The organism is Spongiactinospora sp. TRM90649, assembly GCF_029382225.1.
Taxonomy (GTDB): Bacteria; Actinomycetota; Actinomycetes; order Streptosporangiales; family Streptosporangiaceae; genus Spongiactinospora.
In genome coordinates this window covers 47,391-67,250 of the sequence record NZ_JARLTC010000033.1, presented here as the reverse complement: position 1 = coordinate 67,250, position 19,860 = coordinate 47,391, and the positions used below count along the sequence as shown (strand labels likewise).

The window sequence follows — 19,860 nt, the reverse complement described above, 5'->3', positions numbered from 1 at the left end:
GGTGAGAGGTGCGATAAGCGGTCGCTGGAACGCGATGGTCCGCTCACCCGTACCGTGACGAGGACTCACGGCCAACCGTCCGACGCCCATTCGATCCGCATAGCGGCGGCGGAGGGCGTGGTCTGCCAGTGGTCGATCGCGGGCTTGAGGTACTCCCCCAGTTCGGGGAGCTGCGCACCGTGGGCTCGGTGACGGTCAGGGCGAGCCCGCGCCCGGCCGCGACGGCCGCCTCAACGGCGGCGGCGGCGGCGCGGGCGGCGCGCTGTCGTGGTTTCAGGGAGGTGGTCATGGATCCCTTGTCTCAGTGGATTGATGGATGCCGGGCGATTCAGCGCCGGACCGGGTCAGCGCCTGCGGCCGGCGTGCAGTTCCAGCCGCTCGGCTTCGAAGCGCGCGCGAAAGTCGCGATCGTGCGAGACCGCGACCACCGCCCCCGGATAGGCCGCGAGCGCCGTCTGAAGGTCCTCGACCAGGTCGAGTGCGATGTGGTTGGTCGGCTCGTCGAGGACGAGGAGGTCCGCGGGCCGGGTCACCAGGGTCGCGATCTGCAACCGTCGCTGCTGTCCCACGGACAGGGCGGCGACCGGGACGTGCAGGTCCTGTTCACGGAACAGGCCCAGGGACAGGAGCTGTTCGGCGTACTCGTCGGGCGGCCCCGGCCGTCCGGCGGCGAACGCGGCGAGCAGCGGCAGCCGCGTGGCTTGCGCGGGAAGTTCCTGGGCGAGGTAACCGATCCGGGCAGGACGGCGCGCCGTGCCAGCGTCCGGCCGCAGGTCGCCCGCCAGAACGCGAAGCAACGTCGACTTGCCCGCGCCGTTCTCGCCCGTGACCAGCAGCCGCCCTCCGGGTTGGATCGCCAGGAGCCCGTCCAGGCGCAGCCGTTCCCCGACCCGTACGTCGTCGAGTTCGGCGAGTGTGCCCTGGGCCGGGCCGCCGGCCGCCGGCTGCAGCGCCGTCGTGAACCGGAGCGGTTCCGGCGGCTTTGCCACCGGCTCGCGCCGCAGCCGGTCCAGGCGCTCCCGCACCGAGCGCACCTGCCCGCCGAGCTTGGCCTCGCTGGAGCGGCGGTGCTTGCCGAAGCCCTGCTTCGGGTCGCGCCCGGTGGTGGCCAGCCGCCTGCTCGCGGCCTCCAGCAGTTCCTCCGTGTTGGCCACCTCCTCGACCCAGTCCGCGTACCGCTGCTCCGCCGCGCGCCGGGCGGCGGCCTTCGCGGCACGGTAGCCGGCCCACCCGTCGCCGTACCGGCGCACGGTGCATTCGTCCCGGTCGACTTCGAGGATCGTGGTGGCGATGCGCTCCAGGAAACCGCGGTCGTGGGTGACGGCGATGAGGGTGCCGCGGTGTGCGCGAAGGTGTTCCTCCAGCCAGCGCACGGCGGACGCGTCGAGGTGGTTCGTCGGCTCGTCCAGGAGCAGCAGTTCGGGGGCGGCGGCGAGGACACAGGCGAGCGCGAGGCGCGACTGCTCGCCGCCGGACAGTGAGCCGAGCAGGCGCTCCCGGGTGATCCGGGCCAGCCCGAGCCCGTGCATGGCGGCGTCCACACGGGCGTCCGCCTCGTATCCGCCGCGTTCCTCGTAGGCGATCAACAGTTCGCCGTACGCGGCGAGCTCCTCGTCCGACGCGTCGGCGAGGGACTCCTCCGCCGCACGGAGCTCTCGCTCCATTTCGCGCAGATCTGTCAGAGCGAGGTCGACGGCGTCCTGCACGGTGCGGTCCGCGTCGAGGTCGAGGGTCTGGGCGAGGTGGCCGGTTCCGCCGGGAAACCGGACGGTGACCTCCCCGGCGTCCGGCGTCTCGGCCGTGGCGAGCAGCCGCAGCAAGGTGGACTTGCCGGAGCCGTTCTCACCGATGACGGCGGCCTTCTCTCCCGGCCGGACGGTGAAGGAGACCTGGTCGAGGATGGTCCGGGTGCCGTACGACTTGGTGACGGACCTGACGGACAACTGCGCCACAGCGGGGACGGCGGTGGGCAGGGTGGTATGAGCGCGGTCGCGCATAGGGCTTTCCCCGGGCATACGAAGGGTCTACGGGCAGCAGAAACGGCGGCAGGGCCATGCCCGGACTCAGACGAAGAGGAAAGCCATGGCCCCACCATAACAAGACGAAGCGTCTGGCGGCACCTCGATAGAAAATTGAACGATTGTCCTAGTTGTACTATCGTTCAAACAATCTATCGAGGGGGCGTCATGCCAGAAACCGCGACCCGGCTTGCGGGAACGCGTGAGTGGGCGGGCCTGGGCCTGCTGGGACTGCCGACGGTGCTGCTCGGTCTGGATGTCACCGTGCTGTACCTGGTCCTGCCGACGATGGCCGAGGCGCTGGATCCGTCGGCGACGCAGACGCTTTGGATCATGGACGCCTACGGGTTCCTCGTCGCCGGGTTCCTCATCACCATGGGGACCCTGGGCGACCGGATCGGACGGCGTCGCCTGCTGGTAGTGGGAATGGCCGCCTTCGCCGCGGTCTCCGTGTTCGCGGCCTTCGCCCCGAGCGCCGAACTGCTGATCCTCGCCCGAGCGCTGCTGGGGGTCGCCGGGGCCACGCTGATGCCCTCGACGCTGTCGCTGATCTCGAACATGTTCGCCGACGTGCGTCAGCGCGCGGTCGCGATCGGGGTCTGGGCGACGATGTTCGCCCTGGGCATGGCCCTCGGCCCCGTGGTCGGCGGCGCCGTGGTCGACACGTTCTGGTGGGGAGCGGCGTTCCTGCTCGCCGTCCCCATAGCGGTCGTCGTGCTGGCCGGGGCGCGGACGCTGCTGCCCGAGTACGCCGACCCGCAGGCAGGCCGCCTCGACCTGGCCAGTGTCGCCCTGTCGCTGGCCGCGATCCTGCCGGTGATCTATGCGATCAAGCACGCGGCGGCGTACGGCCTCGACCTCGGCACGCTGATCCTCGCCGCACTCGGCACGGTGGCCGGCGTGATCTTCGTGCGTCGCCAGCGCGGCCTCGCCTCGCCGCTCCTGGACGTCAGGCTGTTCACGAGCCGGACGTTCTCCGTGGCACTGGCCGTGCTGCTGATCGGACTGGTCGGGGTCGGCGGAACCATGTACCTGGTCACCCAGTACCTCCAGCTCGTCGAAGGCATGACGCCGTTCGAGGCGGGCCTGTGGATGGGGCCGTCCGCGCTGGCGATGCTCGCCGCGGCGATCGGCGCACCGCTCATCGCCAGGCGGGTGCGTCCCGGGGTGGTCATGGCGGTCACGCTCGGCCTCTCGGTGATCGGATACGCGCTGCTGGCCACCGCGGGCACGCGGGACGCGGTGATGGTGGTGGCCGGGTTCACGCTCGTCTACCTCGGGCTCGGCGCGCTGGCCGCGCTCGGCACCGACATGGTCGTCGGCGCCGTACCGGCCGCGAAGTCCGGGTCGGCCGCCGCGATGTCCGAGACCGTCCAGGAACTGGGCATCGCCGTCGGCGTGGCCGTCCTCGGCAGCCTCACCACCGCCCTGTACGCCGCCCGCATGTCCGCTCCCGATGACGTCTCGCCCGAGGTCGAAGGGCGTCTCACGGGCAGCCTTTCCGGGGCGTTGTCACTCGCCGATCAGGTGCCCGCCCAGGTTGTGAGGGAAGCGCGGCTGATGTTCACCAGCGGGGTGAACACCGCCTCCGCCGTGGCCGGTGCCGCGATCGTCGTGGCGGCCGTGCTCTGCCTGACGGCGCTGCGGCACGTGCGTCCGCTCGGGGACACCCGGCACGACGAAGCCGAACCGGGGTGACGCGCTCGACTACCCTGGAACACACAGGAGGGGAGCATGAACGACGGGGACGAGCACATCGATGGGCGCAAGGCCCGGGGTAACCGGCGCCGCGCCGAGATCATCGACGCCACCCTCGCCATCGTCATGCGTGACGGCGCCGCGGGCGTCACCCACCGCACCGTCGCCAACCAGGCCGGCATCACCACCAGCCTGAGCACCTACTACTTCGCCACCCTCGACGACCTGCTCGTCGCGGCCCTGTCCAGCGTCGCCGACACCTACACCGCGCGAATCCGCCAGATCGCCGAAGGCCCCGGCGACAGGCTTCGCGGTCTGGCCGAGCTGATCGCCGAATCCGCGGGTCCCGGCCGTGCACGTGCGCTGGCCGAGCGGGAGCTGTCCACGCTGGCGGCTCGCCGTCCGGCCCTGGCGCCCGTCGCCCGTCGCTGGCGGGAGAACATCGCCGAGCTCGCGGCCACCCTCACCGACGACCCCGAGGCCGTGGCCGCACTCGTCGTCGCCTCCGACGGCCTGTGCACCGCCATCCTCATCGACAACGCCCCCGCCGATCCCGACTACGTCCATCGGATCCTGGGCCGCGCCATCCACGAGTCCCGCGGCGCGGCCGTCTCTTGACCGCATAGGAACCGCACTCAGGGCATGTGTGCCCAGAAGTCGAGGCGGTGCTCCGCCACGTAGTCCGTGCCACCGATCCGATCGGGCGCCAGGGACTGGACGTGACCGGAGTCGACGCCGGGCCAGACCGGCAGGCCGGTGGCACACACCGCCTGAGTCTGCAGTCCCTGCCGGACGCGATACTCGACGGCCCGCTCCTCATCGAGCGGCAACAGTTCGGCCAGGCTGTCGAGCAGCACCTCCGCCATCGGTAGGCCGGCGTCCTCGCCGTCGCGGACGCGTGCCCGCACCCGCTCGCTCATCCGGCTCACGCCGTCTTCGTAGGCGAAGCGGAGCAGCGCGTCCTTGCCGGTGAAGTAGTACTGGATGAGCCCGACCGAGACGCCGGCCTCGGCCGCCACCCGCGAGAACGAGACGCCTGCGAAGCCCTCCGCGGCCAGCAGGCGTTGGAAGGCTCGCGCGATCTGGGCGCGACGCTGATCATGATCGGCGATCCGTGGCACCCCGTTATCGTACGGTCGTATTGCCATCGCACTCGTGCCCCTCCCGGCAGCCGGGCATCTCGGTTATGGGAATGGCCCTTGCGGCGAGGCCGAGGCTGCCAGCATGAGAGCCATGACCAGGCGTGGGCTCTTGGGAATGATCGCCACGGCGGCTCTCGTGGCGGCGTCCGTCGTCCTGGGGGTGCTGGGCACCGCGTGGGACGAACCGCTGGACGCCGTGGTCTTCGTCATCACGTTCGTGGCGGCTGTGGTCTCGGCGCTGTATACCGTCCTCTCCTATCGCGTGGCCAAGGCCGGCTCACCGTTGACGCTGGCCCAGGTGGCCGATGCTCTGGCCGAGACCGTGCGCACCCAGTGGCGGTTGGAGGCCGAGCACTGGTCGGTGGGCGTGCCGCTGTATCCCCCTTACACCCCGGTGCCCGAGCTGAGCGGCTCGTGGAGCGGCCTGGTGAAAGCGGCAGCGCCGAATGTCCCCTCCCACCGCTGGGGTAAGGGTTTCGCGGATCTGGCCGGTGACGCCGGCCAGATAGAGCGCACGTTCAACCGCGTCCCCACGGGCAAGCTGGTGATCCTGGGCAGAGGCGGGTCGGGCAAGACCGTGTTGGCCACCCAGCTTGTGCAGAGCCTGCTGGCCGGCAGAAAGCCGGGCGGCTCGTTGCCGGTGCTGTTATCGATGGCCTCGTGGGATCCCGAGGCCCTTGGCTGCGTCGACTGGGTCGTCAGCCGTCTCGAACTCACTTATACGGGCCTGCGCGTCCCCGTCGCGGACGGCGGGCCGACCAGGGCCAGGGCGCTGGTCGAAGCAGGCCTTCTGATGTTCGTGCTGGACGGCCTCGACGAGATCCCGGCAGCGGCCAGAGGCGTGGCGGCCGACCGGGTGAACCGGCTCGGGCCCGGCCAGCCGTACGTGCTGACCTGCAGGAGCGCCGACTATCGGGCGATGACCTCGACCGAGGAGGGCTCCATGCGCCTGCACGGCTGCGCGGTCGTGGAGATGGCCGACCTGGACCCGGCCGTGGCGGCCGACTACCTCATTCAGACCACAGGTGATCCGGCACGCTGGGACGACGTAACCGACACACTGCTGTCCGAGCGGCACGCCCCGGTCACCGAGGCACTGCGTACACCGATCATGGTGTCCCTGGCCCGCGAGCACTACAACCCGCCCAGGACCACCAGCCGCGACGCCCCTCCGCCCGACCCGGCCGGTCTGCTCGGCTTCGCCAGTCCCGTCGAGATCGAACATCACCTGCTGGACAGCTACCTCACCGCCGCCTACCGCAGCCACGGACGCGCTTCGGGAGTACGGCGCGGCCACCGCTGGGATCCGGACAGCGCCGAGCGCACACTGCGCTGGCTGGCCGGCCACCTGGCCGGTCAGCAGAGCAACGACCTGGCCTGGTGGCGGCTTTGGCGCATCGTGCCCGGCCGCGCCGTCGCCGACGAACTCATCACCGCCGCCGCGATCACCGCAGCGGTCACACCGATCACCGGCAGCCTCGGGTACGGCCTGGCCTGCGCCGCGGTCGGAGTCGCGACGGGCGTGCTGCTGCCCGGCCTCCGGGCACCGCTGGCCGGAGGTGAACCGCGTCGCCTCGGACTTCAACGTCCCACGCTCGCACAGTGCATGAGCACGATCGTCTTCGCGGTGCCCGTGGCCCTGTTGTTCTGGGTGTTCGCCGACCCGCCGACCGCGCTGATCCTGGGCGTGTGCGTGGCCTTGGGCGGGCCGGTCACCAACACGCTCAGCCTCAACGGCGGCGCGGCGATCGACGTGGTCACGCCGGGCAGGGCATTGCGCGACGACCGGAGGGCCGCCCTCGTCCACGCCGTGGAGGCAGGCGGGTTGAGCGCGGTGGTGGGCTGGGCCATCATGCGCTCGTATCCCCAACTCGGCCCTGCGGCGGGAGCGGTCACCATGGCTCTGGCCGTCGGGCTCACCGGTTGGTTCGCCAGCGCGGCGGGCCGCTTCACGCAGACCAGGCTGTGGCTGCGCGCTCACGGGCTGCCGCTGCGGCTGATGAGATTCCTCGACGACGCCCACGACCGTGGGGTATTGCGTCGATTCGGCCCCTTCTACCAGTTCAGGCACACGCTGCTGCGTGATCGGTTGGCGGATCTGCCCGGCGAGAACGCTGTTCCACTGCCGTGATGGCTGTGCCGGATCAGGGGGTGATGGCGTACTCGGTGAAGTGGCCGCAGGTGGCGAAGCCGAGGCGGCGGTAGACGGGTTCGCCGTCGGCGGACGCCTGCAGTACTGCGGTCTCGTAGCCCGCTTCGCGGGCGGTGCGCAGGGCGGCCAGGGTGACGGCGCCGCCATCGCCGCGGCCGCGGGCCGCGGCGAGAGTGGCGATGTTGTAGATCCCAGCGACGCCCGCGAACAGGAAGACCTCGGCCGAGCAGACGGGACGGCCGTCGGCGTGACCGACCAGGTAGCGGGCGGGGCAGCCGGCGGCCAGCGCCCACGGGGCGGTGTCGGCGAAGAACCGGCGCACGGTGGCGGCGGGCGGATCCCAGTTCGTGGCGAGGACCGCGGCGTAGTCGGCTAGCTGGGTGGCGGTGGTCGCCTGCCGGATGTCCAGGCCGTCGGCGTGCGCCTCGGGGCGGGACGCGCGCAGGTCCTTCCACATGCCCGTCTCGGTCCCGGAGGCTTCGAGCCCGGCCGCCTTGAGGTGCGCGGCAAGATCGGCCGGCGTGGAGGCCGGGCCCCCCACCAGGAGAAGGGACGACCGGTGGCGGCGGCACACGTCGCCGACCGCCGGCCGCGCGGCAGCGCTTCCCCGGCCGAGACCCGGGCCGCGCTCCAGGCCTTCGGGCGAGCGGTCGAAACCGGTGAGCTGCAGAGCCTGCTCGACATCCTCGCGCCGGACGTCGTCGCCCTGAGCGACGGCGGCGGAGTCAGGCATGCCCTGCTGCGGCCGGTTGTGCGGGGCGACAACGTGGCTCGGCTGCTGGCCGTCGGCTGGTGGAAGCGCGACGCGGAAAGGTCGGTCGAGCTGGTCCAGATCAATGGCACGCCTGGGCTGCTCGTGCGAATCGACGGGCGGATCGACGGAGCGGTGGCGGTGCGCGTGGAGAACGGCTATGTCACCGGCGCCTACCACCTGCGTAATCCCGAGAACTGTCGCGTGTGGACCGAGACCGCCGTGACCCACTGAGCTCAGCGAGGTCACCGTTCGCGGTGGACTTCTTCGCGTACCCGCCCAGATCGGTCAACGGCGTACCCGATAGCGCAGGTGAAGCACCCGGTTGCCCTGAATCACCACGTCAGGATCCTCCAACAGGTGCTGCGCGTGGACCGACCCGAAGTAGCGCTTGCCGGACCCGAACACGACGGGTACGACGTCCATGCGCACCTCGTCGACCAGGCCCGCGGCGAGCACCTGGCCACCGACGTCGCCGGCGGCGACCTCGACGATGCGCTCACCCGCGAGCTCCTGCGCCTTGGCCACGGCCGTCTCGACGCCGTCGACGAAGTGGAACGGCGCCTCGGGGTCCCAGCCCTCGGGCATCGGCCGGTGCGACACGACGACCACGTGGTCGATGCCGCTCGGCGGCTTGCCGTCCCAGCCGTCGGTCAGGTCGAAGACGTGGCGGCCGGCGATCGTGACTCCGATCTGCTCCCAGTACGCCCGAGTGTAATCGTAGGACGTCTGCGACACCTTCAGCACGCCGCTCTCGTCCAACGGGACGTCACCGCTGGACAACCAGTCGAACAGCGGTCCGGGCTGGTCATTCTCGTCCGCGACGAAGCCGTCCACCGACACCGAGCCGTACATGACCACCTTGCCCACGGGGCTCTCCTCTGCTTTGGGGCACCAAAATTATCGGCCGGCAGCACCGGCCGGCCGCGTGTACGGCGATCGTGCACACTCTCTTGGTGGCACGCGTGAGGGCGACATACAGGTCACGCTCGCCGCTGGGGCGGGCCGCGACGATCTCTTCCGGGCTGACGATGACGATCGCGTCGAACTCCAGGCCGCGGGCCTCGGAAGCCGGCACGAGGCGCGCCCACTGTGCGACACCTGCGGATGCCATCTCCTTGACCCGGTCATCCGCGCAGATCACGGCCAGCAGTTCGCCCGGGTGCGCTGCGGACTGCGCCCGGAGTTCCTTGGCCACCATGGTGGCGAGTGTGTGCGGACACGCGGTGAGGCTGCGGGGAGGCTCGCCATGGCGGATCGACCGGCTCGGTGTCTGACCGGGGGCAATCCGCGTGAGCAGGTCGTGGGTGGTCGCCAGGATCTCCTGGGTCGTGCGGTAACTGACGGTCAAGGTGTGCAGGGCGAACCTGCCTCCAAGATGCGGGCCCAGCGCCTGAGACCAGTCGCCTGCGGTCGTCGCGGGTCCCGCCTGGGCGAAGTCGCCCACCAGCGTCATCGACCTGGCCGGACACCGGCGCATCACCATCCGCCACTGCATTGCGGTCAGCTCCTGGGCCTCGTCGACCACGACGTGCCCGAACGTCCGCTCCGGCGGTCCGTCCACCAGGGCCGCCGCCTCGTCCAACAGCGGTACATCGGCATCGGTCCACGGGGCATCAGAGGAACGCACCAGCCGGGAATGTTCGTCACCGGCGAGCGACGGCAGGTGCCTGGCCATCGTGCGAGTGTCCGCCAGCAGCGCCCCTACGACCACTTCGGGTACCAGCCGCGGCCAGAGGGACTCCACCGCACTGTCGACATGGGCGTCGCCCACAAGGTACGCGCGGACGGCATCGGCGTCGAACACCTCGGCCGGGTCCGCGGCCGGCGCGTCGTCGAAGCCGAGAGACCGCAGATCGGCCTCGACTGCGGCATCGAGATCCATGCCCGTGCTCTCGGAAATCTCGGCGTCGATGTGTTCGAGGGCCTCGACGGTGCCGCGCTCCAGGGCGCCCGCGACCATGCCGATCAGGTGCTCCTTGAACACCTCCCGCGCACGGTTGTGCGCCAGACCGCTCGCCACCGCGGCCTCCCGCGCCGCCGCGACGTCCGCTCTCTTCAGACGGACCCACTCCTGCCCCACACGCACCGCGAACCCACCGCCCGGTGCCTGCAGAGAGCGCACCAGGTCCGCAAGCGCCTCGGCCAGCGCCGAACCCCCCTTGAGGCGCGCGACATCGAACGGCTCCACCGCTGTGGGTACCACGCCGGCCAGCTCCGCGCATGTCGCCAGGAGCACGTCGTTCTCGCCGAGCGAGGGCAGCACCTGGGAGACGTAGTCGAGGAACCGCGTGTTCGGCCCGAGTAGCAGCACACCGCGCGCGGCGGCACCCGGGAACGCGTACAGTACGTACGCCGCCCGGTGCAGCGCGACGACGGTCTTGCCCGTGCCGGGGCCGCCCTGCACCACCATCACGCCCCGATGCGGGGACCGGACGATCCCGTCCTGCTCGGCCTGCAGCGTCGCCACCGCCGCACGCATCCGCCCTGTCCGGTGCGCCTCCAGCGCCTCTGTCAACGGGCCGTCGCCGACGATGTCGCCGGCCGCGGGTGCGGATCCGTCCAGTAGCTCGTCGCTCATCGTACGGACCACACGGTCCTTGACCTGTAGATGACGGCGCCGCCGCAGCCCCATCGGGTGGACGGCCGTCGCTGCGTAGAAGGACCGCGCCGCTTCCGCTCGCCAGTCGACGAGTAGCGGCAGGTCTCGGTCGCCCGTGCGCAGGCCGAGCCGTCCGATGTGCAGGACGGTGCCGTCCGCGCCATCGATCCGGCCGAACGCCAGCCCATCCTCGGCCCCCTCCAGCCGGCGAATCCGACGAGCCAGACGTTCTGCTTCGACATCGCGCGTGTACGCCTCACCCGCGCTGTCGGCCGACGACCTCAACACGTCCGCCAGTTGGGCGCGCGCATCCGCCAATCGCTCATCGAGCAGCCCGTACATGGCGGCCACGTGGGCCTGCTCCACCTCAACCTGTCCTGCGGCACCCTCATCGAACTGCGGCAACAGCAGCCCTCCTCTCGACTCGGCTCTCCACTATGCAGCCAAGTTTCTGCGAAGGTAAGGCTTGACTTACTTGCTTGAGTCAACCGGCCCGGAACGGGTGGATGGCGGAACCGTTTTCGGCCGGAGAAGCAGGTGCGGACGGGGTGGTCGGGGTTAGCGGCCGGCGACCGACCGCAGCGAGGCAACCGCGCCGCGACCCGCCCTGGGCACCGGCTGGACGATCCCCGGCGACGCCGTCGTCACGATGGGCGGCTGCCGTACCGACGGCGCCGGCTCGACCCCGGACACCGGCCACGGGCGGCCGCAGCTCCTGGCCGAACGCCTCGCCGGGCTCGGCACGGCCACCCGCTACGTCTCCAACCAGGGCAACTGGACCCGCACCGGCGACGCCTTCGAGGCCGTACTGGACTTCGACGCCACCTGGCGCGACCCGGCCCGCCCCACCCGGATCAGGGGCGGCCACCACCGGCACGGCAACGACGCGGGCTACCAGGCCCTCGCCGACTCCATAGACCTGTCACTGTTCACCTCGCCGCGTCAGGTGAGCGTCCGCGTGTCGCCGCAGCACCTCCCGCCACCGATCACCGCGCCGCTCCTCGGCCTCCAGGGCGAGCTTGGGCGGACCGCTCCCGGCACACACCCCGTAGATCTGATGCGCCACGTCCTCAGTCAGCAGATGGTCGAAGTGGAACGACCCCTCGAACCCCAGCCAGGCCACCACGCTCGTCTCCGCCGAACAGGCCCGCAGCAGGCAGACCCGCAGGTAGCCGGCCAGCCCGGGCGGCACCTCGTCGAAGGTCAGGTCGTACTCGGCCACCCGCCGCTCCGGCCGCCGGCCCTCCTCGGCCACCAGCTCGAAGACCCTCACCCGCGTCGGCGCGGTGGCGTCGGCGCGGAAGTCGACCGAGGGCGTCTCGTCGCCGGTGTGGGCGGCGAAGACGCTGATCATGCAGCGCACGCCGTCCCACATCAGCGCCTCGACGATGTCACTCACGGTTACTCACGTTCTGCCGTCTCCACTTCCGCGGAACCCACTCCTATAGGCCCCACTTCTGCATGTTCGCGGCCGTCGGCACCAGGGCCGAGATGACCTTGCCCTGTACGGCCCCTCCATTGCGACGAAGACCACGACCATCTTGCCCCGGACCATGCCAGCGAACGCCCGCGTCTTGGTGTCGCCCAGTTTCCAGGAGAACGTCTTGGTGGGGTTGGTCAGGACCGGTGTCAGCAGCTCCTCGGACACCTGCCGCTTGGCGGCGACGCTGCCCTTGTTCGGGATGAGGTCGTCGTCGATCAGGTGGCGCATGGCGTGGCCGCTCCCGCCGCGCATCTGGTCGAAAGCGGTGGCGACGGTGTCGGGGTGAAGCCGATGGGACAGTTGTGGACACGATCCCCGGCTCCGCGCCCTCCACATCGACTGTGAGTTTGACCAGGGTCTCGGCCCCGGCGCTGGTGTGCAGCCCGATGACCTTCCTGGGCTTGGCCGTGCCATCGCCCGGATCGGTGAAACCATCAACGTGGCCAAGACGCTCCGTCCCGCCGCGACCGCCGACGTCACCAAAGTCTCAACTCGATCCGCAGCCGCCGGTCGCGCACGGACGTGCCGCTCGACCGGCTCCGCGACCGGGTCCTATTCGAGACGATCTACGTGTGCGGAGCCCGCGCCGCCGAAGCCTGCGCACCGGACCTCGACGACGTCGACCTCCGTCAGGACGATGAGCACGTCCGCAGGTCCGGCGGGCCCCTGTCCTACGACGCCGCCCACCACCGCTGGGAGGGCTACTGCGAAGCCGCCGGGGGCGAGATCGACATTCACCGGCTGCGGCACGCCCACGCCACCGAACTCATGAACGTCGGCGTCCCCATCGAGGTCGTCCGCCGGTGGCTCGGCCACGCCTCCACACCACCCAGCTGTACATCCTGCTCGCCGACGAGGTCGCCGACTCCGAGATCCGCGCAGCCCGACGACGACGCGACGGGTCTCCCGGCGCGAGCAAGGCGGTCACCTCCGCGATCACCTCTGGTGAGGGGTGGAAGTAGCGGATTCTCGGGCTCCCTGTGGCGGGACTTGGCCGTGAGCGCCGGCAAACTTGCTCATCGGATCGTGTTCGCACGAGGCCTGCGCTGTGTGTGGCGTCAACTGCCGCTGTTGTGATGGGTCACCTATCTGATCCTCACGGAGTCGCAGTCGGCGCCGTTGGGCCCTCCCGGCTCCGGCAGGACGGCAGTGCCATGGTCAGTTGAGGCGTTGAAGCTCGAAGGCTCTGTCTTCGCGCCAGCGGCTGCCGTCACTGACCAACAGGTGGATTTCGCGGATCTGGGCGGCCAGGGGCAGCTTGGTCGTCAGCTCGGTTTCGACGTGGTCGAGGAGCTGCGGTTCTTGCTGGTCGGCGACGGTGAGATGAGGGATGATCTCGGCGAACCGGCCGCCGTAAGGTTGGGTCTCGGGCCATTGTCCGGCGACCGCTTCGGTCAGCTCTTGGAACGGCCGGCTGGGGGATGGCGCGAGATAGAGCACGCCGGGAAACCGGCCGCATCCTGAAAACCGGACGTTGAACGCCGGGTAGGTGGCGATGAGTGTGCTGAGCCGGCTCAGCACGACCTCATCGAGGCGGTCGTGATCGAGGAACGGATAGAGGATCGTCACATGTGCCGGAACGCCGTCAGCCGCGCCAGGATCCAACCGAGAGCGCCACTGGCCGACCAGTGGTTCTGCTTCGGGGATTTTGGCCACCAGTGCGGTTTCGCCGACTCGATACCTGCTTGGCTCTGTGGGTGGCATGGCTCAGGTTCCCAGGTCGTCGATGGTCCCGGCCACTGAATCAGAGGATCGTGATCACGCCCTGCGGGCGGTGGGATGACGGGATTACGAGGTTGACGGGGCCTGCGTCGCGGTAGCCGAGGGGCGGGGAGTCCGACCAAGTGTGCTGCTGGTTGATCGTCACGTTGAAACACAAGTCGCCGAAGACGACGATCTCTGAGATCAGCGAGTGGTCTTCGGCGACTCGCGTCGCCGGGTGCAGTGCATGCTGAGCCGCGGCTGACAGCAACAAGGGCCGGCAGCCTGGGGTCGTCCAGTCCTGCCCCGAAGTACATTCCCGGCCACTTGAGGACGACGGCGTCGGACTCGAGCACGGTGATATCGGCCGCGCTGTATCGATGTCCTTCCGGAGGGGAGGTCGGGTGTTCAGAGGTCACGGTTGTCCCTTCGGGCGCGGTGCCAGGCCGCCTCGAATCGCTCCCTGCTGATCTCCACGTCCTTCAGTTCTGGGTCGAAGAGGTCCACGATGGGCGGATTGAACGGCCAGTAGACGAGGGTTCGATCAGCCAGCAGCCCAAAGCCGGGCAAGTGCCGGTGCGCCAGCCGCTTCGAATGCAGGTCGTCCAGGCCTGCGGGCATGATCTGGGCGTCGACATCGGCTTCTTCCAGGTTCCATCCCTGAAACCACGATGCCCGGGTAGGCATCGCCGGGGTGCAAGGCTTCGTGCCGCTCGTGATGCCAGCGTGCCTCCACGGTCTCGGCGCGGTGAGCGGCCGCGCGGGCGGAGGCGGGGAAGCGCCGATGTGGGCCGCGTTGTCGGAGCCGATCTCTACGATGCTCGGCACCCGATCATGTGAAGGGAGCACGATGACCGCCTTGGTGCAGAACGCCTGGGACGACGCCCTGGCCCAAGCCTTCGCGATCCTCCTCGGCAAGCCGCTGGAGGACTTCGACGCGGACGCGATGTACGCCACGTACTACTCCTGCTCTGACCTGTCGCTCGAGCTGTTCGACGAGGACTTCGACGTCGCCCCGCTGGCGCGCGGCGAGATCGTCAGTGCGCCGTTCTCCAGCGTGCCCATCCTGGGCGAACTCTTCGAAGGCTGGGACCTCATAGCTCCGCAATGGGCCATCGACCTGGGCAACTCGATCTTCTATAGCGAGGACGCGGTGCACGGTGTGAACGGGCTGGAGTCCGGATTGCCGGGCGTGGAGCTGGGCCGGATCCTCGTCGAGCGCGGCATGAAGACCAGTGATCTGTCGGAGGCGTTTCCCCTGGTCGCCTTCCGCGTGCACAGTGACGGATCGCTGCTGGACGCGATGCGCGTCATCACGGGAACCATGCGCGGTCCCGAACACCTGATGCCGCTGGAACCCGAGTACGGGGTCGAAGATCGTTGGAGAAGCCGCCTGGCCGCCATCGAGCATCCGGGGCTGCGGGACCACCTGATGAACCTGTGCAGGGAAAACGACACCGCCAGGGGCTACGGCGCCCTCTACCTCGAGGACGAGAACCCCGGATACGGCATTCCCCCGCATCCGGCGATCGCCGCGTGGCGGTTCGGCGAGGGGCAGGCCTGGTCGGCCGTCGTCCGGCTCCCCGCCGGTCCCGAACGTCCGGGAGCCGATCCGACGCCCTGACGATCGCGGCGACCTCACCGCCCTTCGGCAGGTCGGCTCCGTTCCCCGATCCTGGCAGGCCGATAGCGGGTGAAGTTGGAGGCCGGTGTCGCGGCATGACAGCAGTCGGTGGATGGTGGTCTTGGCGACCGTGCGGGTCTCGTCGGCGCTTTCCTTGCGGCGGCCGGCATGGGCGCCGCACCGAAGATCCCCGCCGTGCGCGGTGAGGCGTCAGCCTCGCCGTGGCCGCCGACGCCTTCCTCGCCACGCCGCGCACGGCCAACCCCAACACGCACTGCGGCCACTTCTCGGAGAGAGTTGCTGAACCCTACGAATGGCGTTCCCCGGGTAAGTGGGTGGCCTGTTACGAGCGGGTGCACGTGGCGAAGTCCCGGACGAACCGGCTGAGCAGGCGGGCGAACGTGGCCCGGTCCTCCTCGGTCCACTCCGCGGTGGCCTCGGCGATGACGGCGCGGCGGAAGTCCCTGATCCGGGCGAGCACGGCGCGGCCGTCCGTCGTCAGCGCGAGCAGCGAGCGACGGCCGTCAAGCTGGTCGGCCTCGCGCCGTAGCAGCCCTGCCTGGAGGGCTTGCCCGGCGAGTCTGCTGGAGCGCGGCTGGTCCACGTCCAGGATGGCCGCGGCGTCGGTGACCGTGAGCGCGTCGCCGTTCGCCTCGGCGGCCTCGATCACGTCGAGCAGCTCGTAGACGGCGTCGGGCAGTCCCGCGTGCCGCCCGGCCGGTTCGCCACGCCGTTCGGACAGCCGGGCCAGCGTACGGCGGCGCTGGCTGCGGCGGATGCCGACGACGGCGGCCTCGATCTCGGCCACGTAGCCGTCCGATTTGCCGGTCACCGAACCCCCATACATAGTATTAGACAACCACATGTCATCTTACATGGAGATCTCATGGACAAGCCTTTGGGCTACTGGCTCATGCACCTGCACGACCTGCTGGAGGAGCAGTTCGCCCGCTCTCTCGCCGATCTCGGCCTCAGCCGACGTCAATGGCAGGCGCTCAACTTTCTGAGCCGTGGCGACACCACGCGTGAGGAGCTCGCCACCGCGCTGACCCACTTCTCCACGGACGGCGGGCCGGACCCGTTGGAGGGGTTGACCGCGCGCGGCTGGGCGGCCTCGACCGGCGAGGGCGTCGTCACGCTCACCGAGGCGGGTCGCGTCACCCACCTTGAGGCGAGCAAGCGCGTGGAGGTGAGCCGGGCGACCGTACTGGGCGGGCTGACGCTTGACCAGTACGCCGAGACCATACGGATCCTTTCGGTGATGGCGGGGAACGTCGAAACGGACCTGGCCCGCTCGTGACACCAGCTTCACTGCGCTCGCCAGAAGCCCCAGCTCGCTCGACCCGGGCCGGCCTGCCGGGTGCTCGAAACGATCCCCCGCGCGGCTGACTCCCCTGAAAGGAATCCGTTATCGCGAAGACCAGGGCAGACTGATCTCGTTCTTGGCCGGACCGCCGTCATGGGGATCACCAGCGAGCGCACGTCAGGGATCCGCGTGACTCCCGTCGGACTGACGCGTGGACGGCCCCAGCGCCATGGTTCAGCGTGGCTGGCGCGTATGGGGGTCGCGACGGCGACTGTGCTCGTCGCTTCGTTCCTTACCGCCTTCAAGTGGCCTTCGGCGATCTCTACAGACCGTCCAGCCGCCTGGTGACCGCGTCGAGGGTCGGCCAAGGAGGACCCTCGCGCAGCGAGCGCACGAATTCCTCTCCGAATCGCCTCCCGTTTGGAAGCTGGTCGCCACGTTCCCAACGCCAGGCCGCGACCATCGCGAGAACGAGCTGCCGGCAGTCGTCCAACAGTCCTTGGTCAACGTTCGGATAGTGCTCGCAGACCGCCCCGGCGACATGGGCGAGATCGAACTCGACGGGACCACGGCAGCACGTCTCAAGGTCGATGAACAACGGGCCGTGCTTCGTGCCGAGCAGATTGCCTGGATGCGGCTCGCCGTGGAGCAGCTGCTCCGCGGCGCCGCGGTCCTCGATCGCCCGTCGCAGGCTTGCCAGTCTGCTACCGAGGAACGCGCGGTCCGCGTCGGCGAGCTCTGGCGAGAGATCCGGGTTGGCGACGACGGCTTCCGCCTCCGCGATCCGATCGGTGAACCGCGGGCTCGGCACGTCGACCTTGCGCATGCCGACGTGTAGCCGCTCCAGCGCCTTTGCGTAGTCGACCGGTGAGGTGTGAGGTGTCGCGGGTTCGTAGTAAGTCCACAGCGTCACCGTGAAGCCATCGCGCGTGTACACGCGTGGGTCCACCCGAGGTTCCAAGAGGCCCGTCGGGCACCCGGCCTGGGCGAGCCGTTGAGCGAGCTCGACTTCGAACTGTGCGACCTCATGCCCCGCAGGGGCGACCCGGGCAAGGACGTCGCACGGCGTCAGCCGCAGCGCCAGCCTGTTCGAGTTGTGGAGAACGATCGCGTCGTTGGCCGGCAGGTCGAGCGATGCGGCGACCGAGGTCGCAGCCGCGATCGCGCGCGTGATGCCGGTCATCTCCACCGTCGAATCTTGGCATAGATGAGCGAGGGCGGCGCCGACCATCGCGGCACGTGATCGCCGTGCCGTCGATACGGGGAACGGTCACAGAGCGCTACACGAGTACACCTCCGGCGATGGCACTTCTCATGATCAACGGGTCCCTGCGGAGGTTTCCGCAGGGACCCGGGATGATCTGGAATTGTCGTCACGCCACGGGGCGCTCGACGAGGCCGACCGTGAACGCGTAGTCGTCCAGGATGAACTGGGTGATCCCGGTCATGCGCAGAGCCTGCACCCGTACGGTGTAGGTTCCGGCCCCCAGAGGGGCGGAGAAGCGCTCAAGGGCGTGTGCTTCCTCAGCGCCACCAGGGCTGTCGAACCGGTAGTCCGTACTCGTGACGGGCTGCAGCTCAGTGATCGTCCCCGCTGAGTTGACCACGACGATGCGCACGGAGCACCACGCACTGGCGGTGCCGGCGCACAGGGACTCGGCGGTGAAGCGGGCGTCGACGAATCGTGTCGTTCCCGCGGGCACGTTGACGGTGACCACTGCCGTCGGGATGTTGCCCCAGGACCCGTACGTCTGGGCGGTCCAAGGGTCGGTTTCCCCGGTGAAGTACTGCGTGCTGGTGTGGGTGCCGGTCATCGAGCTGGGCAGGGCATTGGCGACGGTGGCCGTCAGGGCGAAAGCGCCGGTCAGCGCCACCGCGATGAACGCGGCCTTGATGAGTCGGGACAACGGGGTTCCCCTCTGCTCGTGCGGAGATGCGCGCTCCGCGATGGGTCATTGCCGAAACCACGCTGACGACGACGCCCCGGCCGGTGAAGCCCTGGCTGAAGTATCCGTACAAGTCCGTACAGGGTGTGTGGACCTCGCTGCAGGTCACGACGACGGTCGGATGGTGTGCGCATCCGGCCCCGTCGCACTCCCCCGCTGCCCCGGATCCCGACCGGCGCCTCGCGAACCGGCCGTGGCGCACACCGATCGCTAGCGGGGCGTCCCGTCGCCCCCGCTTCTCTGGGCGAGGCGTTGGAGTTGCCCTTCGTGCGCGTCGCTCACCCACTCCCAGCCAGGCTTGGCCGATGGACCGACCCGTGGGTCGGCGGAGACTTGACCGTCCCGCAACGCGAGTACGTACGCCCGATCCTGTTCGATCCGTGCCCGCACATGGTCGGCTCCGCCGACGGAACCGTGGCGCGGCCCGCGGCGGGCGGTCGTGGCCCCGTGTCGGCTTGTGCTGGCAGTCGAGGCCACCCTGACGCCGATGTTCCTTAGGTGCCGGGTGTGCGGTCGAGTGCGACTTCGTAAGCCGCCTGCATTTGTGCGGCGATGGTGGGGCCGCTCGGTGCCGGTCGCTGGCGGGCCTCAGGTCCGAGGTGGGTTTCACGGAGTTCGTCCATGAACGCCGCCAGGGCCGGTGGGCCGCCAGCGGCGAGTACCTCTCCGCGGGCGGCGTACGCCGCGGCCACCGGGAGGTATCGGGTTCCCCAAGCGCTGAGCTGGGCGAAGACGGGCACCAGTTGGATCGCCGACTCGGTCAGGCTGTAGATGACCTTCTGCTTGTGCGAGGGATCCTCGGCCTTGGTGAGCAGACCGTGCTGAACGAGCATGGCGAGCCGGTCGGCGAGGAGGTTGGAGGAGATCCGCTCGGGGCCGGTGAGCAGTTCACGAAAGTGCCGGGCGCCGGTATAGATCACGTCGCGGAGGACCAGCAAGGTCCACCGGTCGCCGAAGATCTCCAACGACAGGTTGATCGGAGGAGAAGGAGTTCACCCGGGCCCGTGACCGGGTCAATGCCGACCGCCGTCGGTTGCCGATGGTCCAGGTGGACAAGCCGTACACGTTCGAAGGCCCGGACGGCGAGATGAGCCTGCTCGACCTGTTCGAAGGCCGAAGCCAGCTGCTGATCTACACCAGCAGTCGGACCTCGCTCAGCGGCTCGGCTGCCGCCAGCTGTCCGACGGCGCAGTCGCGACGGACCAGGCGGGACGGACCAGCGTCCCCGGTGTATGGGCAGCGGGCACGACCGCCGTCCCCGCCCTTCTGGCGATCGGCGCGGCGGGCGACGCGAGCGGCGTCGCCGTCGCGATTCACAGCGAACTGCTGCAGCAGGACATCGATGCGGCATCCATGCCCGACGTCTGAGACATAAGACGAACATCGCCGACACCCTGCGAACATCCACGACAGCGCCGTCGTACGGCGTGCGCGACG

At 69.7% G+C, this 19,860-nt stretch carries 23 protein-coding genes; 8 read left to right on the top strand and 15 right to left on the bottom strand.

Going from position 1 to position 19,860, the window contains the following annotated elements:
* Positions 1-344: 344 nt before the first annotated feature.
* The gene (abc-f, locus tag P3X83_RS32675; RefSeq protein WP_277309164.1) at positions 345-1,997 is read right to left on the bottom strand and encodes a ribosomal protection-like ABC-F family protein; all 1,653 of its coding nucleotides are present in this window, start codon (positions 1,995-1,997) and stop codon (positions 345-347) included.
* Between the two features lie 189 nt (positions 1,998-2,186).
* Here abc-f and P3X83_RS32670 point away from each other — a divergent pair, with 189 nt between their 5' ends.
* Both P3X83_RS32670 and P3X83_RS32665 read left to right on the top strand, forming a co-directional pair.
* Positions 2,187-3,716, top strand: a complete 1,530-nt coding sequence (locus P3X83_RS32670) for an MFS transporter (protein WP_277309163.1) — start codon at positions 2,187-2,189, stop codon at positions 3,714-3,716.
* A 36-nt stretch (positions 3,717-3,752) separates the two neighbouring features.
* Positions 3,753-4,334, top strand: coding sequence for a TetR family transcriptional regulator (locus tag P3X83_RS32665; protein ID WP_277309162.1), 582 nt, complete (start codon positions 3,753-3,755; stop codon positions 4,332-4,334).
* Between the two features lie 17 nt (positions 4,335-4,351).
* Here the strand turns inward: P3X83_RS32665 and P3X83_RS32660 are convergent, their stop codons facing one another.
* Entirely contained in the window at positions 4,352-4,837 is a 486-nt protein-coding gene (locus P3X83_RS32660) for a TetR family transcriptional regulator (RefSeq protein WP_277309161.1), read from the bottom strand.
* A gap of 112 nt (positions 4,838-4,949) precedes the next feature.
* On the opposite strand from P3X83_RS32660, the gene P3X83_RS32655 reads away from it, so the two are divergent.
* Positions 4,950-6,989, top strand: a complete 2,040-nt coding sequence (locus tag P3X83_RS32655) for an NACHT domain-containing protein (protein ID WP_277309160.1) — start codon at positions 4,950-4,952, stop codon at positions 6,987-6,989.
* Positions 6,990-7,002: 13 nt separating this feature from the next.
* On the opposite strand, the gene P3X83_RS32650 is transcribed toward P3X83_RS32655, so the two are convergent.
* A complete protein-coding gene (locus P3X83_RS32650) occupies positions 7,003-7,551 on the bottom strand; it encodes a GNAT family N-acetyltransferase (RefSeq protein WP_277309159.1) in 549 nt (182 codons plus the stop codon).
* An 18-nt stretch (positions 7,552-7,569) separates the two neighbouring features.
* Here P3X83_RS32650 and P3X83_RS32645 point away from each other — a divergent pair, with 18 nt between their 5' ends.
* Positions 7,570-7,995 carry a hypothetical protein gene (locus tag P3X83_RS32645; RefSeq protein ID WP_277309158.1) on the top strand — a complete coding sequence of 142 codons (426 nt, stop codon included), beginning with the start codon at positions 7,570-7,572 and terminating at the stop codon, positions 7,993-7,995.
* Between the two features lie 54 nt (positions 7,996-8,049).
* Here P3X83_RS32645 and P3X83_RS32640 read toward each other — a convergent pair whose 3' ends face one another.
* The 5 genes from P3X83_RS32640 to P3X83_RS32620 all read right to left on the bottom strand — a co-directional run bounded on the left by P3X83_RS32640 (position 8,050) and on the right by P3X83_RS32620 (position 12,662).
* Complete coding sequence (locus tag P3X83_RS32640; RefSeq protein WP_277309157.1) at positions 8,050-8,631, bottom strand: dihydrofolate reductase family protein; 582 nt, start codon at positions 8,629-8,631, stop codon at positions 8,050-8,052.
* A complete protein-coding gene (locus P3X83_RS32635; RefSeq protein WP_277309156.1) occupies positions 8,570-10,768 on the bottom strand; it encodes an AAA family ATPase in 2,199 nt (732 codons plus the stop codon). Before P3X83_RS32635 ends, P3X83_RS32640 begins: the two co-directional genes overlap by 62 nt.
* 517 nt (positions 10,769-11,285) lie before the next feature.
* Positions 11,286-11,762 (bottom strand): hypothetical protein, encoded by a 477-nt coding sequence (locus P3X83_RS32630; RefSeq protein ID WP_277309155.1) that lies wholly within the window; start codon positions 11,760-11,762, stop codon positions 11,286-11,288.
* A gap of 6 nt (positions 11,763-11,768) precedes the next feature.
* On the bottom strand, positions 11,769-12,074 hold the full coding sequence (locus P3X83_RS32625) for a hypothetical protein (protein WP_277309154.1): 306 nt from the start codon (positions 12,072-12,074) through the stop codon (positions 11,769-11,771).
* A 324-nt stretch (positions 12,075-12,398) separates the two neighbouring features.
* Positions 12,399-12,662: a hypothetical protein gene (locus P3X83_RS32620; RefSeq protein ID WP_277309153.1), complete on the bottom strand. Its 264-nt coding sequence runs from the start codon at positions 12,660-12,662 to the stop codon at positions 12,399-12,401.
* On the opposite strand from P3X83_RS32620, the gene P3X83_RS32615 reads away from it, so the two are divergent.
* Positions 12,650-12,808: a hypothetical protein gene (locus tag P3X83_RS32615; RefSeq protein ID WP_277309152.1), complete on the top strand. Its 159-nt coding sequence runs from the start codon at positions 12,650-12,652 to the stop codon at positions 12,806-12,808. The genes P3X83_RS32620 and P3X83_RS32615 overlap by 13 nt on opposite strands.
* Before the next feature lie 196 nt (positions 12,809-13,004).
* Here the strand turns inward: P3X83_RS32615 and P3X83_RS32610 are convergent, their stop codons facing one another.
* The 3 genes from P3X83_RS32610 to P3X83_RS32600 form a co-directional block, all read right to left on the bottom strand.
* Complete coding sequence (locus P3X83_RS32610) at positions 13,005-13,502, bottom strand: 2'-5' RNA ligase family protein (RefSeq protein WP_277309151.1); 498 nt, start codon at positions 13,500-13,502, stop codon at positions 13,005-13,007.
* 88 nt (positions 13,503-13,590) lie between these two features.
* The gene (locus P3X83_RS32605) at positions 13,591-13,821 is read right to left on the bottom strand and encodes a hypothetical protein (RefSeq protein WP_277309150.1); all 231 of its coding nucleotides are present in this window, start codon (positions 13,819-13,821) and stop codon (positions 13,591-13,593) included.
* 134 nt (positions 13,822-13,955) lie between these two features.
* Positions 13,956-14,375, bottom strand: coding sequence for a hypothetical protein (locus P3X83_RS32600; protein WP_277309149.1), 420 nt, complete (start codon positions 14,373-14,375; stop codon positions 13,956-13,958).
* 22 nt (positions 14,376-14,397) lie between these two features.
* Between P3X83_RS32600 and P3X83_RS32595 the strand changes: the two genes are divergently transcribed.
* Complete coding sequence (locus P3X83_RS32595) at positions 14,398-15,171, top strand: hypothetical protein (protein ID WP_277309148.1); 774 nt, start codon at positions 14,398-14,400, stop codon at positions 15,169-15,171.
* Between the two features lie 343 nt (positions 15,172-15,514).
* On the opposite strand, the gene P3X83_RS32590 is transcribed toward P3X83_RS32595, so the two are convergent.
* A complete protein-coding gene (locus P3X83_RS32590; RefSeq protein ID WP_277309147.1) occupies positions 15,515-16,003 on the bottom strand; it encodes a MarR family winged helix-turn-helix transcriptional regulator in 489 nt (162 codons plus the stop codon).
* A 54-nt stretch (positions 16,004-16,057) separates the two neighbouring features.
* Between P3X83_RS32590 and P3X83_RS32585 the strand changes: the two genes are divergently transcribed.
* The gene (locus P3X83_RS32585; protein WP_277309145.1) at positions 16,058-16,471 is read left to right on the top strand and encodes a MarR family transcriptional regulator; all 414 of its coding nucleotides are present in this window, start codon (positions 16,058-16,060) and stop codon (positions 16,469-16,471) included.
* 328 nt (positions 16,472-16,799) lie between these two features.
* Here P3X83_RS32585 and P3X83_RS32580 read toward each other — a convergent pair whose 3' ends face one another.
* From P3X83_RS32580 to P3X83_RS32570, 3 genes are all read right to left on the bottom strand, one after another.
* Complete coding sequence (locus P3X83_RS32580) at positions 16,800-17,660, bottom strand: aminoglycoside phosphotransferase family protein (RefSeq protein WP_277309260.1); 861 nt, start codon at positions 17,658-17,660, stop codon at positions 16,800-16,802.
* A gap of 190 nt (positions 17,661-17,850) precedes the next feature.
* On the bottom strand, positions 17,851-18,384 hold the full coding sequence (locus tag P3X83_RS32575) for a hypothetical protein (RefSeq protein WP_277309143.1): 534 nt from the start codon (positions 18,382-18,384) through the stop codon (positions 17,851-17,853).
* Between the two features lie 533 nt (positions 18,385-18,917).
* Positions 18,918-19,388 (bottom strand): helix-turn-helix domain-containing protein, encoded by a 471-nt coding sequence (locus tag P3X83_RS32570; RefSeq protein WP_277309142.1) that lies wholly within the window; start codon positions 19,386-19,388, stop codon positions 18,918-18,920.
* Positions 19,389-19,462: 74 nt separating this feature from the next.
* Here P3X83_RS32570 and P3X83_RS32565 point away from each other — a divergent pair, with 74 nt between their 5' ends.
* Entirely contained in the window at positions 19,463-19,798 is a 336-nt protein-coding gene (locus tag P3X83_RS32565; protein WP_277309141.1) for a DUF899 family protein, read from the top strand.
* Positions 19,799-19,860: the final 62 nt, after the last annotated feature.